This window comes from Mesorhizobium sp. ESP-6-4 (genome assembly GCF_020164735.1).
Classification (GTDB): Bacteria; Pseudomonadota; Alphaproteobacteria; order Rhizobiales; family Rhizobiaceae; genus Mesorhizobium.
This window is the reverse complement of the sequence record NZ_JAIUGS010000010.1, coordinates 146,430-160,260: the sequence shown is the minus strand read 5'-3', so window position 1 is coordinate 160,260 and position 13,831 is coordinate 146,430. Positions and strand designations below refer to the sequence as shown.

General features: G+C 58.3%; 15 protein-coding genes and 1 pseudogene. 7 read left to right on the top strand and 9 right to left on the bottom strand.

What is annotated here, in order from left to right; all coding sequences use genetic code 11:
• Both LB523_RS19420 and LB523_RS19415 read right to left on the bottom strand, forming a co-directional pair.
• Positions 1-977: glycogen debranching N-terminal domain-containing protein (locus tag LB523_RS19420; RefSeq protein WP_318011983.1), on the bottom strand; the 977-nt coding region annotated here is incomplete at its 3' end.
• A 210-nt stretch (positions 978-1,187) separates the two neighbouring features.
• On the bottom strand, positions 1,188-2,282 hold the full coding sequence (locus tag LB523_RS19415) for a glycosyltransferase family 4 protein (protein WP_224606045.1): 1,095 nt from the start codon (positions 2,280-2,282) through the stop codon (positions 1,188-1,190).
• Positions 2,283-2,734: 452 nt separating this feature from the next.
• Here LB523_RS19415 and LB523_RS19410 point away from each other — a divergent pair, with 452 nt between their 5' ends.
• On the top strand, positions 2,735-2,965 hold the full coding sequence (locus tag LB523_RS19410) for a DUF6074 family protein (RefSeq protein ID WP_224606043.1): 231 nt from the start codon (positions 2,735-2,737) through the stop codon (positions 2,963-2,965).
• Positions 2,966-3,005: 40 nt separating this feature from the next.
• Here the strand turns inward: LB523_RS19410 and LB523_RS19405 are convergent, their stop codons facing one another.
• Positions 3,006-3,173 (bottom strand): hypothetical protein, encoded by a 168-nt coding sequence (locus tag LB523_RS19405; RefSeq protein ID WP_224606040.1) that lies wholly within the window; start codon positions 3,171-3,173, stop codon positions 3,006-3,008.
• 112 nt (positions 3,174-3,285) lie between these two features.
• Between LB523_RS19405 and LB523_RS19400 the strand changes: the two are divergent.
• A pseudogene (locus LB523_RS19400) lies at positions 3,286-3,420 on the top strand (MBL fold metallo-hydrolase); the annotation flags it as partial.
• A 44-nt stretch (positions 3,421-3,464) separates the two neighbouring features.
• Here the strand turns inward: LB523_RS19400 and LB523_RS19395 are convergent.
• Positions 3,465-4,214 carry an SDR family oxidoreductase gene (locus LB523_RS19395; RefSeq protein WP_224606037.1) on the bottom strand — a complete coding sequence of 250 codons (750 nt, stop codon included), beginning with the start codon at positions 4,212-4,214 and terminating at the stop codon, positions 3,465-3,467.
• 12 nt (positions 4,215-4,226) lie between these two features.
• Here LB523_RS19395 and LB523_RS19390 point away from each other — a divergent pair, with 12 nt between their 5' ends.
• Entirely contained in the window at positions 4,227-5,204 is a 978-nt protein-coding gene (locus tag LB523_RS19390; protein WP_318011982.1) for an AraC family transcriptional regulator, read from the top strand.
• Between the two features lie 143 nt (positions 5,205-5,347).
• On the opposite strand, the gene LB523_RS19385 is transcribed toward LB523_RS19390, so the two are convergent.
• The 4 genes from LB523_RS19385 to LB523_RS19370 form a co-directional block, all read right to left on the bottom strand.
• Positions 5,348-6,895, bottom strand: a complete 1,548-nt coding sequence (locus tag LB523_RS19385; protein ID WP_224606033.1) for a response regulator — start codon at positions 6,893-6,895, stop codon at positions 5,348-5,350.
• A 1-nt stretch (position 6,896) separates the two neighbouring features.
• Complete coding sequence (locus tag LB523_RS19380; RefSeq protein ID WP_224606031.1) at positions 6,897-7,241, bottom strand: Hpt domain-containing protein; 345 nt, start codon at positions 7,239-7,241, stop codon at positions 6,897-6,899.
• 200 nt (positions 7,242-7,441) lie between these two features.
• Positions 7,442-10,819 carry a GAF domain-containing protein gene (locus tag LB523_RS19375; protein WP_224606028.1) on the bottom strand — a complete coding sequence of 1,126 codons (3,378 nt, stop codon included), beginning with the start codon at positions 10,817-10,819 and terminating at the stop codon, positions 7,442-7,444.
• A gap of 290 nt (positions 10,820-11,109) precedes the next feature.
• Positions 11,110-11,490 carry a DUF2285 domain-containing protein gene (locus LB523_RS19370; protein WP_224606025.1) on the bottom strand — a complete coding sequence of 127 codons (381 nt, stop codon included), beginning with the start codon at positions 11,488-11,490 and terminating at the stop codon, positions 11,110-11,112.
• Between the two features lie 269 nt (positions 11,491-11,759).
• Between LB523_RS19370 and LB523_RS19365 the strand changes: the two genes are divergently transcribed.
• Both LB523_RS19365 and LB523_RS19360 read left to right on the top strand, forming a co-directional pair.
• Positions 11,760-11,969: a cold-shock protein gene (locus tag LB523_RS19365; RefSeq protein WP_095769174.1), complete on the top strand. Its 210-nt coding sequence runs from the start codon at positions 11,760-11,762 to the stop codon at positions 11,967-11,969.
• A 166-nt stretch (positions 11,970-12,135) separates the two neighbouring features.
• On the top strand, positions 12,136-12,411 hold the full coding sequence (locus LB523_RS19360; protein ID WP_224589599.1) for a hypothetical protein: 276 nt from the start codon (positions 12,136-12,138) through the stop codon (positions 12,409-12,411).
• Positions 12,412-12,546: 135 nt separating this feature from the next.
• Here the strand turns inward: LB523_RS19360 and LB523_RS19355 are convergent, their stop codons facing one another.
• Positions 12,547-12,906 carry a hypothetical protein gene (locus LB523_RS19355; RefSeq protein WP_224606022.1) on the bottom strand — a complete coding sequence of 120 codons (360 nt, stop codon included), beginning with the start codon at positions 12,904-12,906 and terminating at the stop codon, positions 12,547-12,549.
• 238 nt (positions 12,907-13,144) lie between these two features.
• Here LB523_RS19355 and LB523_RS19350 point away from each other — a divergent pair, with 238 nt between their 5' ends.
• Positions 13,145-13,375 carry a DUF6074 family protein gene (locus LB523_RS19350; RefSeq protein WP_224606020.1) on the top strand — a complete coding sequence of 77 codons (231 nt, stop codon included), beginning with the start codon at positions 13,145-13,147 and terminating at the stop codon, positions 13,373-13,375.
• A 224-nt stretch (positions 13,376-13,599) separates the two neighbouring features.
• A complete protein-coding gene (locus LB523_RS19345; RefSeq protein ID WP_224606018.1) occupies positions 13,600-13,821 on the top strand; it encodes a hypothetical protein in 222 nt (73 codons plus the stop codon).
• Positions 13,822-13,831: the final 10 nt, after the last annotated feature.

Sequence of the window (13,831 nt, the reverse complement as noted above, 5' to 3'; positions counted from 1 at the left end):
AGGAACGCCAGCACGCCGCGGGCAAGCTCGGGGTTGAGCCACAGCATTTGCAAGGCGGAAATGACGCCGTCGCGGCCAAAGGCAGTCGAAAACCAGGGAATACCGGCATACGGATATGGCCCGGTCTCCAGATCGGTGGTCAGCAGGGCGATGTCGGCACGTGTGCGCGTGAGCCAGTCATTGAACACGCGGCCGGAGCTGAAAACAGTGGCGCCCTGTCGACGCTTTGAGCGCATTGCAAATCGCGCTCGCGCCGCGGCGGCGCGGAACCGATCACTGGACGGGATTTCTTCGTTCTGACCGACTTCCAGATACAGCGCCTTCTTGTCGTGCCTCCCCACCAGAATGAGAAACTCTGCATGATGGGGATGGATCTGGTCGGGCCTCATCGAAAACGCGATGACGGATTGGCGCGCCACATTGTCGAGGCCCTCGTAGCGAAATGTCACGCCTGACTCGCCGACCAAGGCGTCATGTGCACGACCGCGCCGGCTGCGCGTGGTGCCGCGCACCTCGAACATGTCACGGAAATCGGCATCGAAGTCGAACCGGACCGGCAGCAACACCTCACGCGCGGAGTAATTCGTGAAAGTGACACGCTCGTACATGCGGTCATGCCAGATGAATCTGGTCCGCTCGATGTGCACGACCCCAGGCAGCGTCTCACTGCCGTCGGGCCCGTTGGTAGCCAAATTTGTGAGATTGGCGGTGAATAGGATGTTGTCCTGAGACAAGGAGGCTCCGAGCAGCGACGGCATGCGGCCACCTACGAACAGCCGAAAACGCGACAGCACTCGCGTATCGTCGCGGAAAAGCCCGTCGCCGCTGCCGCGTATGTCGCCATAGCTGTCCGCGACGACGAAGCAGTCCTCATGCTTCAGCGCAAATTGCCTATGCGGCTCGCGCGGTGCCGATTCATCGAGTGCGGGGAGAGCGACCGCTGGATTAAGCTTGCGTTCTTCGACTTCGATGCTCATCTCATCCCTCCTGTTCAGATGCCGATGTTTGGCGCTCATCCAATATGCCTGCGCCCGACCATCCCCTCTCAACAGTATCTCGCATCGATGCTGCGATGCCCATGATCTCGGAGAGCGTCATTGAAATCTTGGCGGATGTTCGACGAAGCTTCCGCTGCTCGATCCCGATCGCATGCGGCGGAAGCCAGCGATTGTAACCGCCAACTCGTTTCAAGCAGTGCTGGCTATCTCAGCTGCGTTGTCGGCGAAACCGTTTCGCGAGCCGAGTGGAAATTGCCCGTCGCACGCCAGCAAGCTGTAGATCCCCAAATAGTCGCTGCACATGCGCCCGACCGTGAACCGCTTTTTAAAAGTTCTCCACACTCGTGCGCGATCGAGACTGCCTATCCGCCGCACAGCGTCGACGGCTTCGTCAATGCTTTCCACTATCAGTCCGGATACGCCGTGATCGATGACCTCTCGAACGGCTCCACGGTTGAATGCAATCACCGGCGTTCCGCATGCCATCGCCTCGATCGTCACTAGGCCGAACGGCTCCGGCCAGTCGATCGGAAACAGCAGCGCTGTCGCGTTGCCCAAAAATTCCGCCTTCTCACGCTCATCAATCTCGCCAATGAACTCGACATTCGAATGTCGAAGCACCTGGGGTTCGACTTTGTCGCTCCAAAATGACCGGTCAACTGCGTCGATTTTGGCCGCGATCTTCAGCGGCATTCCGGCGCGGTTGGCGATTTCTATCGCGGCTTCCGGTCCTTTTTCGGGTGAGATGCGGCCGAGGAACGCGAGGTATCCAGAGGCTTTCGGCCGGAATGGCAGGATATCGTTCGGCAGGCCGTGATAGACCGTTCCAAGCCAATTGACCGGCGGCATGGGCCGGCGCTGGTCGTCCGAAATCGAGACCAGTGGAATGTCGTTGAACATCGCGTATAGCTGCGACAAATCCGGAAGGTCGAGCCGGCCATGAAGCGTGGTAACAGTTCGCTGCGCGAACTCTCTAATTATCGGAAAATGGAGAACATCGACGTGGAAATGCAGCACGTCGAATTGGTCCGCTCGCCTGCGGACCTCTTCAAGCATCATGACGTGGTAAGGAATCGGATTCTTTGCTTTCGGATTGAAGCGAAGCGCAACGTCGCAACATGCCACCAGTTCGGCCGAAGTACGGGAATCGCCGCTGGCGAACAGCGTCACGTCATGCCCCCTTCGAACCAGCTCTTCCGTTAAATATGAAACGATGCGCTCGGTCCCGCCATAGAGCTTCGGTGGCACGGACTCAGTCAGGGGGGCGATCTGGGCAATCTTCATATGCGGGAATCCTGGAACGAAAGCAGGCCTTCGACCAACCGGCTCGGGAGCGGTTAGTCCTTCTCCAGTTGTCGCGAACTTTCGAACTGCTAATTTGTTCCCGGTATCAATCACTTCGCCGTGGCATTACACAAACTGGGAAAGGGCGCGCCACATGGCCATAAACTGCCGGACGGGCAAGCCCGTTAGCGAGCATGGCGGCAATCGAGGCGATGGTGATGCAGTGCGGCTTCAGTTCGAAGCTCTAAGCGCCCTGCTTTCAGGCGCGTGATTGTTCCGGGCCAAATCCCAGGAGCCGCGCAACTTCCCGCGAACTCGAGAATGGCCCTACGGGAGATCTTTCGTCATCTGGCGACAAGGTCTTGGCGAAGGGCTTAAGCCCCGCTTCTTAAGCTTCTGTTTCCTTTCGATCGATAGGTTCGGCATGGAACCTTTTGCGGGTCATCCAGTCCATGTCGGTGTATGCTTTCCCAATTAGTCGAGAACTTCCCGCCATTCGAATCGTGGCGAACGCAATTGCTCGCCTTCCGAGTCACGAGGCGGCTACGCTCTGGCGGGAAACTGCTACGCATCTGCTTTCGGTCGCGACCGAACGCGGCCAGGACGCCAACGATGCGCGCGCTGAGGTCCGTCGCTTCTTCGACGCCGTTCAGGCGGCCTTGCTCAGCAGCGTACCCGCCTAGCCGCAGCCTCGCTGGGCCGGCGACGGAGACCAAGCCAGCCTTACGCGATCGCACCGCACAGCTCGTCGAGCGTCAGATCGCCGTTCTGGGTCATCCACTGACGCACGAAGTCGGCGCGAGCGGCCAGCTTGCCGCCGCCAGTGGCATGGCCTTGCCGGAGCGGCTCAAGCGCCCCCCTCTCGGCGCGCAGCTTCATCAGATCGTTCACGAACTTCCGCGAAACCCCGGAAATGACGCGACGCCTCTCGGTTTCAAAGATGGGATGTATCGACGAGCACCAACTACCCCAGGGTTTGGCTTGCCAGAGCATAGGTCCTCGGCCCAGCCGAACGGCCATTTTGCACGCGCTGCAGGTCAATATCCGCGGAGGGGAACTGCCCCAAGTCGAGAAAAATGGTCGGCGTTATCTGAGGATCCCACTCGACGCGCTTCCAGGGTCGGTTTGGGGCTCGTAACGTTCGGTCTGACCCGAAGTGCCGGAGCCCCAGCATTCCTGCCGTCATGCGGCAAGAGCCATGGCATCGGCGCCTGCGGCCTGGCGCAACGGACAGTCCGGCTTGGTCACTGCCCGCCAAATGGCCGCAATCACGTCCGCCGGCTCGGTGATCTTCGTGTTCGCCGCCGCCGCGTGAGCGGCAAAGACCTGCTTGGCAATGGGGCCATAGGCTTCGGGAATGCCCCCCGCTTCTGCCATCTTGCCGCGTGCGTTGGCCCCGAAACGGGTCCCTGGAGCTTGGCCGGGCAGGACCAGCCGCGTGCGGATGCCGAAGGGCTCGAGCTCCAGCGCGAGGCATTCGGTAAAGGCATTCACCGCAGCCTTGCTGGCCGTGTAGATCGGTAGCAACGGCAGCGCCTTCAGCGTTGTGCTGGAGGAAACATTGACGATCGTCCCCGCTCCGCGTTGCCGGAACTGCGGCAGCACGGCGCGGACCATCTCGATCGTGCCGAAAGTGTTGGTCTCAAAAATTTCGCGGATTATCTCTTCCGGCGTGCCCTCCAGCGGTCCCATCCAGCCGATGCCCGCATTGTTTACGAGCGCATCGATCGGACCTGCTGCCTCGACCGCGCGGCCGATGGCATCGCGCTCGGTCACGTCGAGTTGCAGGATGCGCAGTCGATCGGAGGCGGGCAAGACATCCTCGCGCGGGCTGCGCATCGTGGCGACGACCGACCAGCCCTTGTCGATGAAGTGGCGCGCGGTCTCCAGCCCGAAGCCAGAGGAGCATCCGGTGATCATCACGGTATTCATGGGGTGTCTCCGTTGTTGGATGCTTTGGATATCGACCTTGCGGAGCGAACTTTCTATAATCGCATGTCCTTGATTGTTTATCGAAAGTCCGAAATGTCAGATCCGCTTTCCGAAGTGATCGCCCTTTTGCGTCCGCGCGCGCCCTTTTCGAAGCTGGTGGACGCTTCCGGCCGCTGGCGCGTACGGCGGACCGAGGTTGGACAGGTCTACTATTGTCTGCTCCTTGCCGGTCAGGCGCGTCTCGAGGTGGACGGCAAGCCGCCGATGAACCTTTGCCAAGGCGATTTCGTGCTGGTGCCGGCGGTGCAGAGCTTTTCAATGTCGAGCGCCGACCCCGAACCGCCGCCTGGGCTGGAAAGCCGCCCTTTGATCCGTCCGGACGGATCAGTGCGGATCGGGCCAGAGGATGCCCCTGTCGAGGTGCAGCAGCTCATCGGGTATTGCAGCTTCGGCGCCCCGGATGCGGAGCTGCTGGTGTCGCTGCTTCCCGATATGGCCATGGTCCGGGGCGAGCAGCGTCTTGGCGACCTGGCGCGACTGGTGCGGGACGAGGCGAGAGCGGATCGCCCGGCACGCGACGTGGTTCTGGAACATCTGCTGCAGGTGCTACTGATCGAAGCTCTGCGTTCTGCGACCGAGACGAGTGCCACGCCAGGCCTGCTGCGCGGGCTGGCGGACGACCGGTTGACCGGCCCGCTGCGCGCCATCCACGCGGCGCCAGATCGCGCATGGAGCGTCGCCGAGATGGCACGTGAGGCGGGGCTGTCCCGCTCGGCCTTCTTCACGCGATTCAACCGAGTGGTGGGCATGGCGCCGATGGAATACCTGCAAAGCTGGAGGATGACGCTGGCCAAGCACATGCTTAGAGCGCGGCAGCATAGCATCGCGCAGATTGCGGCGAAGACCGGATATGGCTCGACGAGTGCCTTCAGCTCAGCCTTCTCGCGGTGCATGGGGGCGCCGCCAGCGCAATACGCCCGCGGTGGTTGAAGCGGCGAAATCAGGTGTTTATAGCTGTGCCAGTGGCGGGCCGGGAGCTGACGGGCAGCTTTTCAGCGGTGATAGTCAAAACCAGACCTTCAGGCATTTCTTCGACGTGAACTGTCCCGCGGGTAGATCGTTGACCGGATCTTTCATTCCGTGGGCGACGACAGCAACTGCGGGACGAACTCCTCCGATGTGTCGTCAAATAGGGGCGGTTCTTCTTCAGCCTCCTGCTTGGGCTCGACCATCAGGAGACCAACGACGATGAGCGCCAGAGAGACCCAGGTGAGCGCCGGTATCGCCTCACCCAGCAAAAGCATGCTCCAGCCTATGCCGGCTGCGGTGACTGCGTAGGCGTTCTGGCTTGCAAAAACAGCGCCTGTGCTGGAGATCAGCGCGATGAAAAGCAGCATCGCCAAATTGCCGGCAACGGCCATTAGAACGACGATCATGCCAAGCCGTCCGGTCAGTAGATCAAAAGGGATGAAATCCCGATAGAAAGCTGCCAGCGGCATCAGCATCAAAACCGAAGCAACAAGGGTGATGCCGAACAGAGCGACGCTATCGATGGCAGCAGGCTTGTACTCCGAGAGGTAAATATCCTCGGTCGCGTAAGTGATCGGGATGACGAGTGCAATGGCAAGCCACAACCAACTGGTCGCCATTTCCGCCGGCTCTCCATAGAGAAGTATGATGAAGATACCGGCGAGACCCAGTCCAAGTCCCAAAAACCGCTTCAGATTGGGCGCCTCCGTCCGCATCAAGGAAGCGAACAGGAATACGGCGAATCCCTCGAGGACGATGACAATAGAGACGATGAAGGCGGGAAGCTTGCTTGCCAGCCAATAGACCAGCACCTGATTGATCACCGAGCTGATGAATGCAAGGATGAGAATGAACTTCCAATCCGAGCGCGTAAGATCAGCAAAGCGGGGCATTGTCTGCCGCTTCATGCTTATCCCGATGCAGAACACAGCCCCAATCACGTCAATAAGGAGCGCCAGTCCGATCGGATGAGCTTCAACGAGTGAAGCCATCTTCGATAGTGGCACGACAAGGCCCCATAATCCTCCGCAAGCCAGCAGCAGCAGTGCGCCACGGAATGTGCGGATATTCTGCCGCATTTTGCGCTCGCGATCATAGACCTTCTGGGCCATTGTGGCGAAAACCGTAGCGAGCTTGCCCAGACCATCCGGGCGGCCTGCCACATCGAGGATGCCGAGCTTTGAAGGATTGAACCTCCCGCTTTCCAAGGTCGCGGCCGCCTTCGTCAGCTTTGTCACCTGCCGCAGATATTCTTTGTCGATGTCGCGCAGCCTCTTCTTCTCGATGCAGGTGGAAACCCGTGCCTTGAGAAGTGCGAGTTCGAAGTCCTTGGGCAGGAAATCCTCGGCCCCCAATTCGATCGCCTTGACGACGCTGCTCATCTCATCGTCGAGCGCGGAAATCACAATAACCGGAACATCCCGCGTTCTGGACGATACCTTCAGATTCTTCAGTACCTCGAAGCCGTCCATTACCGGCATGATGATGTCGAGAAGGATGAGATCGAAATTTTCGGTGGCGAGCAGTTCGAGCGCCGCCCGGCCGCTGTCTACCGCCGCGGCTTGGTGGCCGAGAGCCTCGACCGATTTCTTGAGCTTGATCCTTATGGTCCGGGAGTCGTCAACGATGAGAATCCTGCCAGGGTTGCTCAAATTATTCTCCCAAATTAAAGATTATTCGAAGCTCCGTCACGGCGGCGTCGAACGCGCGCTGTGCATTGTCGATTTCCGCCAAATCCGTCGGCCCGCCACTTGCGCATCGCGCCTCGACCCGGGCGCAGATTTGGCTGAGTTCGGCCGCACCCATGTCCCGCGCGTTGGATTTCAGGGAGTGGGCAGCCCGCCGGATGGCGGTCAGGTCGGAAGCCGGACCCGACCGCATGTCTTGCATGATGGATGCCCCCTCCTCGAGGAAAGACTCCACGAGCTCTACAAGGTCGGCTTCTTCGCCACCGATAAGCTCGCGCAGTTTATCAAGTGCCCCTATATCGATCGCCACGATGTCCCTCGATTTCGACCGCGAACTTCGATCGGCGCTGGCGATGTACGATCGAAATCGACCGCCCTGCTTGAATTTGTCAGCGTTCCCTTGCGCTGAAAAGGTAGACTATCGCGGGCGCGCTAAATTAGCGATAGCGCATAGTTTCGTTCAATGCTGCAACGGCTGGTGGCGATTGCGCCAAGATCCGACCTTGCATTTCAGAGCCTTGGCACGCTGGGCTCCTGGAAATCTCTCCCTGCACCGGCAAGTCTCTGCCCGCCAGCCAGCACCGCCTTGTTCAGCGAGGCGATGAGGTCTTCCATGCGCAGCGGCTTACTGAGGTAATCATCCATCCCTGCATCCAGATACCTCTCGCGATCACCGGCCATTGCGTTGGCGGTCAGGGCGATGATGAACGGCTGACGCGCATGTTGGCTGCCGGACGCGCGGATCAATCTTGTCGCTTCGAGACCGTCCATGTCAGGCATTTCGATATCCATCAGGATAACGCCATGGCTGCCCTGGGTATATGCAGCGACTGCCGACTGCCCGTCGACCGCCAGTTGCGGCTTGTACCCCAGGCGCTCGAGCACCTTGGAGCCAAGTTTCCGGTTGGTGGCATTGTCGTCGACCAGGAGGATGCGAAGCGGAAATTTCTCCGCCATCGTACTGTCGAGTGCCGGCGCCTTCAGCTGATCGGATCGGATGGAGCGTATCGGAGTTCCGGCAAAGATCGACAGCAATGCATTGAGCAACGGTGATGGCTTGATTGGCTTGGAAAGCATGGCCGCAAACTTGATACTTTCCATCTCTTTTTTCTTGTCTTCCGGTATGGGCACCATTGAACTGAGCAGCACCAACGGAACGCTGCCGTTGCCTTCGAGCGCGCGTATTTGCCTGGCCAGTTCGATCCCATCCATGCCGGGCATGTTCATGTCGAGAACGATGACATCGAAAACTTCGCCTCCCGCAAGCCGTCGAAGCGCGTCGGCGGGATGTTCGATTGCTGATGCAGCCATATCCCAGGCCTGTGCCTGCAAGGATATGATGCGCCGATTTGTTGCGTTATCGTCGACGATCAGCAGCCGCTTGCCAGCCAGTTCATCCTTCGTCGGCAGCAGTTGTGTCGCTCTTTGGCTCGAGGCAACCGGAGCGCGGATGGTGAAAAAGAATGTCGTGCCTTTTCCTTCGGCGCTCTCCACCCAAATCTCACCGCCCATCAATTCCACCAGACGCCTGCTGATCGCCAGACCGAGCCCGGTTCCGCCATAGCGTCTCGTCGTGGAAGCATCGACCTGGCTGAATGATTTGAACAGGCGATCCATCCGGTCCTTGGCTATGCCGATACCGGTATCGCGCACCGCGAACTGGAGCGTACACGTTTTGCGCTCGCCCTCGCCCTGCGGACTGGTGCCCGCGGCTCCGGACGGCACCTCCATCACGGAAAGCACGACCTCTCCCCGCTCGGTGAATTTGACGGCATTGTTGAGCAGGTTGATCAGAACCTGCCTTAGACGGTTATTGTCGGCGACAATAGTTTCCGGCGTGCCGGGCTCAACGACATAGCCGAGGTCCAATCCCTTCTCTGCTGTCCTTGGCGCAATCAAATCGATCGCGCTTTCGAGGCACTCGCGCAATTCGAACTGCCGGGGATCGAGATCAAGCTTGCCCGCCTCGACCTTGGAAAAATCGAGTATGTCGTTGATGATGGTCAGCAGCGCTTCCGCGCTGTTGTTTATCGTCTCGCCGATTTCCCGCTGCTCATCGTCAAGTTTGGTAGCCAGCATCAGGTTGGCCATGCCGATAACGCCGTTCATCGGCGTGCGGATTTCATGGCTCATGGTAGCAAGGAACGTGCTCTTGGCTTCGTTGGCAGCCTCCGCCGCCTCCTTTGCCTCTGTCAACGCCGGCGAAAGCTCCTTGAGCTCGGTGAACAGTTGTGCGTTGTGAAGCGCCGCACCCGCATTGGCGGCGATGGTCGAAAGCAGCCGCAGCGAATTTTCATTGAACATACCCTCTCGTGTCGTACTCTGCACACTGATCACTCCGACATTGCCCTGAGCGGTCTTGATCGGAACACCAAGATACGAAAGTGCATCCTTGCCAACCGGAGTTGCTCCGATTTCCGCGCCGCGTTCCGCGACATCCTGGTTGATGAGCAACGGCTCGCCGGTTTCCAGGATCTTGCTTGTAAGGCCCTCGCCGAGCTTGAGTGTGGTGAAGGCTTCGCCGAACTGATAAGGAAAATGGATCAGCTTTGTGTCCGGATCGAGCAGAGCGACGTAGACTATATCGGCGCTGAAAATCTCCTGCATCTGATCGCCGATCAGCTGGATTGTGTTGCCAAGTTCGGCTTCGCCGATGAGTGCTTGACTGACCTTGCTGATCGCACCCAGTTCAGCGGCTCGGTGCTCCGTTTCCTTTAGAAGCCTCTGGGTCTCATCGAAGAAGCGGGCGTTGGCAATCGCGACACCCATATTGGAAGCTATCGTCTGCAACAATCGTACGTGATTCTCATCGAAGGCATTCTTTTCGTAGCTTTGAACACTAACCACTCCGAGCGTTCTCTCGCCCGAATTGATCGGCACGCCAATGTATGATGAGGTCCTGTCATCTTCGTCTGGAAAATAGGCACCGCGCCTTTTTCCTTCCTCCATGGTGCTGAAAACCAGCGGCTTCCCCGTGGAGATAATTTCCGACGTAAGCCCTAACCCCATCGGGAACGGCTCGATGGTTTTGTGACCTCTATAGTAAGCGTAAGGAACTCGAACTACACCGGATTGACTGTCGTGCAGCAGAATCTCACTGACCTCGGTGCCGAAGGCCTCCCTGACCTTATCGCCAACCAGCCGAATAATCGTGTCGACGTTCAGTGACTTCGTCATCGCTTCGCCGACGCCGTTGAGAATGGCCAATTCCTTGGCCCGGTCTTGCGCCACTTTCAGGAGCCGCTGCGTCTCGTCGAAGAGGTAGGCGTTGGCGATGGCAACGCCCATGCTGGCCGAGAGCCCTTGCAGCAGGCGAACATGATCTTCGTTGAAAGCGTTTTTTCTGTAGCTCTGCACGCTAACCACACCCAGCGTCCTATTCCCAGCAATAATAGGCACACCGAGATAGGTTTCAGTCTTGTCCTCTTCCTTGGGCATCAGGGCGCCCAACTCGATTGCATCCTCGAAAGTTCCCAGGAACAGTGGCTTACCCGACAACATAACTCTCGAGGTAAGTCCTTCGCCCATCGCAAAAGGTTCAGGGTACTGGTAATTGCCGTCGAATGCATAGGAGACGTTGATCAAATTGGACGTCTCGTCGTGCAGCAGGATTTCCGTCAAATCCGCGCCGAACATCTCGCGAACCTTGTCGCCAACGATACGGGTCACTGTTTCGACATTCAGCGTCTTGGCAGTCGCTTCGCCGACGCTGTTGAGGATGGCCAGTTCCTTGGTGCGTTCCTCGGTGAATTGAATCAATCGCTTGTTTTCGGCGGAAAGACGGTCAAGTTCGATTGCCGCAGCTGCCTCGGCCTTTTCCAGCTCTGCAATACGCCGGTTTGCGGATTCAAGGCGGCTGGAAAGGTCGTTTTCGACTGAGCCCTGCATGTCGGCTTCTCCCAAAAGGGACATTCCGCCAAGTTCGAGCGGAACGCTTCCCTCAATCCATCGCATATTAGCAAGCAATGTTACATGCTAGATCCCCGATTGACAGTACCTGCGAGGCTTGGCCTGAGGGGAACAAGCTAGACTCCCGATGCAGACTACATGTCTGCTTTCAGCGGGTGACAAGATTGCCTTCAGCGGCCGACATCGGGCGCAAAGCTCCCGTTCACTTCAGGATCCAGGCCGGCCCTGCAGACAACCCAAAAAGTGAACCAGGGGACGTCGGGTTCTCTTCAGGAAAGGCGCCGTCGCGCACGAAGCAATTGGCGATAGCCGCGCTCGACCATCTTCAAGCCGTCGCGCACTAATTCGACGCGTCTGATATCGAAAAGCCGAGCGTGCCAGTCGGCGGCGCTGACCAGTCGCCGACCGAACAAGGCGGTCGCGACTTCAAAATGGGATGCCTGCTCTTCCCGGCCATCCAAGCATCGCAGCATGTGACCGAGGCGCCGGCGCTGAGCCGCGGTCAATCGGGGATCGGGAAGGTGTTGCCTGTGGATCAAGCGGATGAACCGTTCGATAGCTTGCAGCCGGTCGTGCGCCATGTCGTCCAACGGTATGATGCCGCTGCCCTCCCGCGTTTGCACATCCGGCGGAACCTCGACAAGGTTCACACGACCCCAGGGTTGATCTCCGGTGGAGACGCTAAATCCGAAGTTCGTATCGCCTGCACATCAATAAGTTGCAATCGAGGACCCGAAAAACCAAAAGTTGACATAACTGGCAAGGCAGCATAGGAACTGGTCGTCGATATTGCTGGCTGAGCTTTGGTTATCGCGCGCTTGGCAACGCGCCCTGAACGAACTTTCTTTCAAAATCGTCATCTTCAATCGGCAGCGCGTTCGCGTTGCCTTGGCTCAATATTGCTATGAAAGGGTTCATCATGACCACTGGCACAGTTAAATGGTTCAATTCCACCAAGGGCTTCGGCTTCATCCAGCCTGACAACGGCGGCGCCGACGCGTTCGTTCATATCTCTGCGGTCGAGCGCGCCGGTATGCGTGAAATCGTTGAGGGCCAGAAGATTGGCTATGAACTTGAGCGGGACAGCAAGTCAGGGAAGATGTCGGCCGGTAAGCTGCAGGCCGTCTAATCGGATCAGCTTTCCTTTGACCACGGATGTACTGGCACTGTGAAAGCATGAGACCTAATGGGGGTCAGGCAAATCTGCCTGACCTTTTTTAATTTCGGCGGAATGTGCGCTTCGAATAAATGGATATTGGCGGCGGGCCGAAGCCAAGATGATCGAGGAAATCTCGATGACAAACAAAATGAACGAGCTTCAGACAATTAATACCGCCTGGCAAATCGCAATCCAGGAAATTCTCCGGTTAGTCGTGCGGGACATCTATAAAACAGGCGACGAGGCTTTATTCTTGTCCCATATTAAGCGCCTCGAAGAGTCTGCGATAGACAGCATCTCCACGGACCTTAGGCTTCGAGGGAACGACGAATGGACCGAGGTTCTCGTCAAAGAGAAGGCAAGCAATTTCGTCACTAGCCTTCTAACGTCCTTCACCTTTGATCGCATCTGAACCAAACGGTGTTCGGGCTCGGACCCCGGGCGATTACGCGAGCGGAATACGATGATCGCGATATCGCGTGGAGGATTTTTCGGGGAAAATCGTCCGCCCTAAATGCCCCAGCGGTCAATCCCGCCGGGGCAGCGCCTACTGTTCCTTCACCTCCCCAAGGCGGCCTTCAAGTTCTTTCATAAAATGGGCTTCGTTGAGCAGGACTTCCCAATCGGTGCCGAAACGCCCAATTAGATCGTGGGCTTGCTCGTTGGAGATGTTTGCTTCTCGGGACAACCGGTCTGCCAAGAGATCAAAGGTGGCGAGATCTGCCTCGAGCAAGCTGCCATCGCGGTGCTGCATCGCCGTCGCAATCACTTCGAAGACGCTGCCGACTTCCTCATAGATTTCGCTTACCGCGATGCCCTCTCGGTCCGCAGCTTCCATCGCCTGGTCCGCTAGATCGTTTATCGCGGCCGGGTCGTCGGTCACCGCATCCGGCAGATGCTCTGCCATCCATATTTCCAGGAAATTTGCGCCGCGTATACTCATTTTGCCATAAGCAGCCGGCGCATATTAGGTTCCGCTTATCTTGACGCGGCAGCGAGTCGCGCTTCAGACTCAAAACCGCGGCGAAGGGCAGCGTCAACATTGGCCACGAGGTCTTGGCGAAGGGCTTAGGCCGCCCCCTTAAGCTTCTATTTCCTTTCGATCGATAGGTTCGGCATGAAACCTTTTGCGGGTCATCCGGTCCATGTCGGTGCATGCCTTCCCAATTAGTCGAGAGCTTCCCGCCATTCGAATCGTGGCGAACGCAATTGCTCGCCTTCCGAGTGACGAGGCGGCTACGCTCTGGCGGGAAACTGCTACGCATCTGCTCTCAGTCGCGACCGAACGCGGCCAGAACGCCAACGATGCGCGCGCTGAGGTCCGTCGCTTCTTCGACGCCGTTCAGGCGGCCTTGCTCTGCAGCGTGCCCGCCTAGCCCCTGCCTCGCCGGCCCGGCCCCCGACCGGAGAATCAGGCTGCCTTCCGCGATCGCACCAGGAGCTGAACTACAGTCGCGCGCCATTCATCATTCATTCATAATATCAGCAGATTCTCACAAGCGGGCATGCTGATGCTCCTCAACTGCAACACCAGACTATAGGCAGGCTGCGCATCGGGCGGTGGCGAAACAGACAGGCGGGGGGAGGAGGACTGATCAAAATGTCGAATAAAGAAACCGGAACATCCCCTTCGCTCGGGATGCGTGTCGCCGATCTGAGAACAAGGATGCTGGACGCCAGGATCACCGAGCATGAGATTAAAATTTTCCAGAAGGTCGCGGCCATTATGGGGCGCGGCGAAGGCTCCTTACGCATTGACGCGGACGATTTGATCGCCACGTCCTTTCTTACCGAGACGATGGGCGAGCCGACACTGAACTGACAGCTCAGGT

Bases quoted from the DNA above. Each gene is read 5' to 3' on its own strand.
- LB523_RS19415 (WP_224606045.1), bottom strand. From the start codon at position 2,282: ATGAAGATTGCCCAGATCGCCCCCCTGACTGAGTCCGTGCCACCGAAG.
- LB523_RS19410 (WP_224606043.1), top strand. From the start codon at position 2,735: ATGTCGGTGTATGCTTTCCCAATTAGTCGAGAACTTCCCGCCATTCGA.
- LB523_RS19375 (WP_224606028.1), bottom strand. From the start codon at position 10,819: ATGCAGGGCTCAGTCGAAAACGACCTTTCCAGCCGCCTTGAATCCGCA.
- LB523_RS19350 (WP_224606020.1), top strand. From the start codon at position 13,145: ATGTCGGTGCATGCCTTCCCAATTAGTCGAGAGCTTCCCGCCATTCGA.
- LB523_RS19395 (WP_224606037.1), bottom strand. From the start codon at position 4,214: ATGAATACCGTGATGATCACCGGATGCTCCTCTGGCTTCGGGCTGGAG.
- LB523_RS19345 (WP_224606018.1), top strand. From the start codon at position 13,600: ATGTCGAATAAAGAAACCGGAACATCCCCTTCGCTCGGGATGCGTGTC.
- LB523_RS19365 (WP_095769174.1), top strand. From the start codon at position 11,760: ATGACCACTGGCACAGTTAAATGGTTCAATTCCACCAAGGGCTTCGGC.
- LB523_RS19355 (WP_224606022.1), bottom strand. From the start codon at position 12,906: ATGGCAGAGCATCTGCCGGATGCGGTGACCGACGACCCGGCCGCGATA.
- LB523_RS19360 (WP_224589599.1), top strand. From the start codon at position 12,136: ATGACAAACAAAATGAACGAGCTTCAGACAATTAATACCGCCTGGCAA.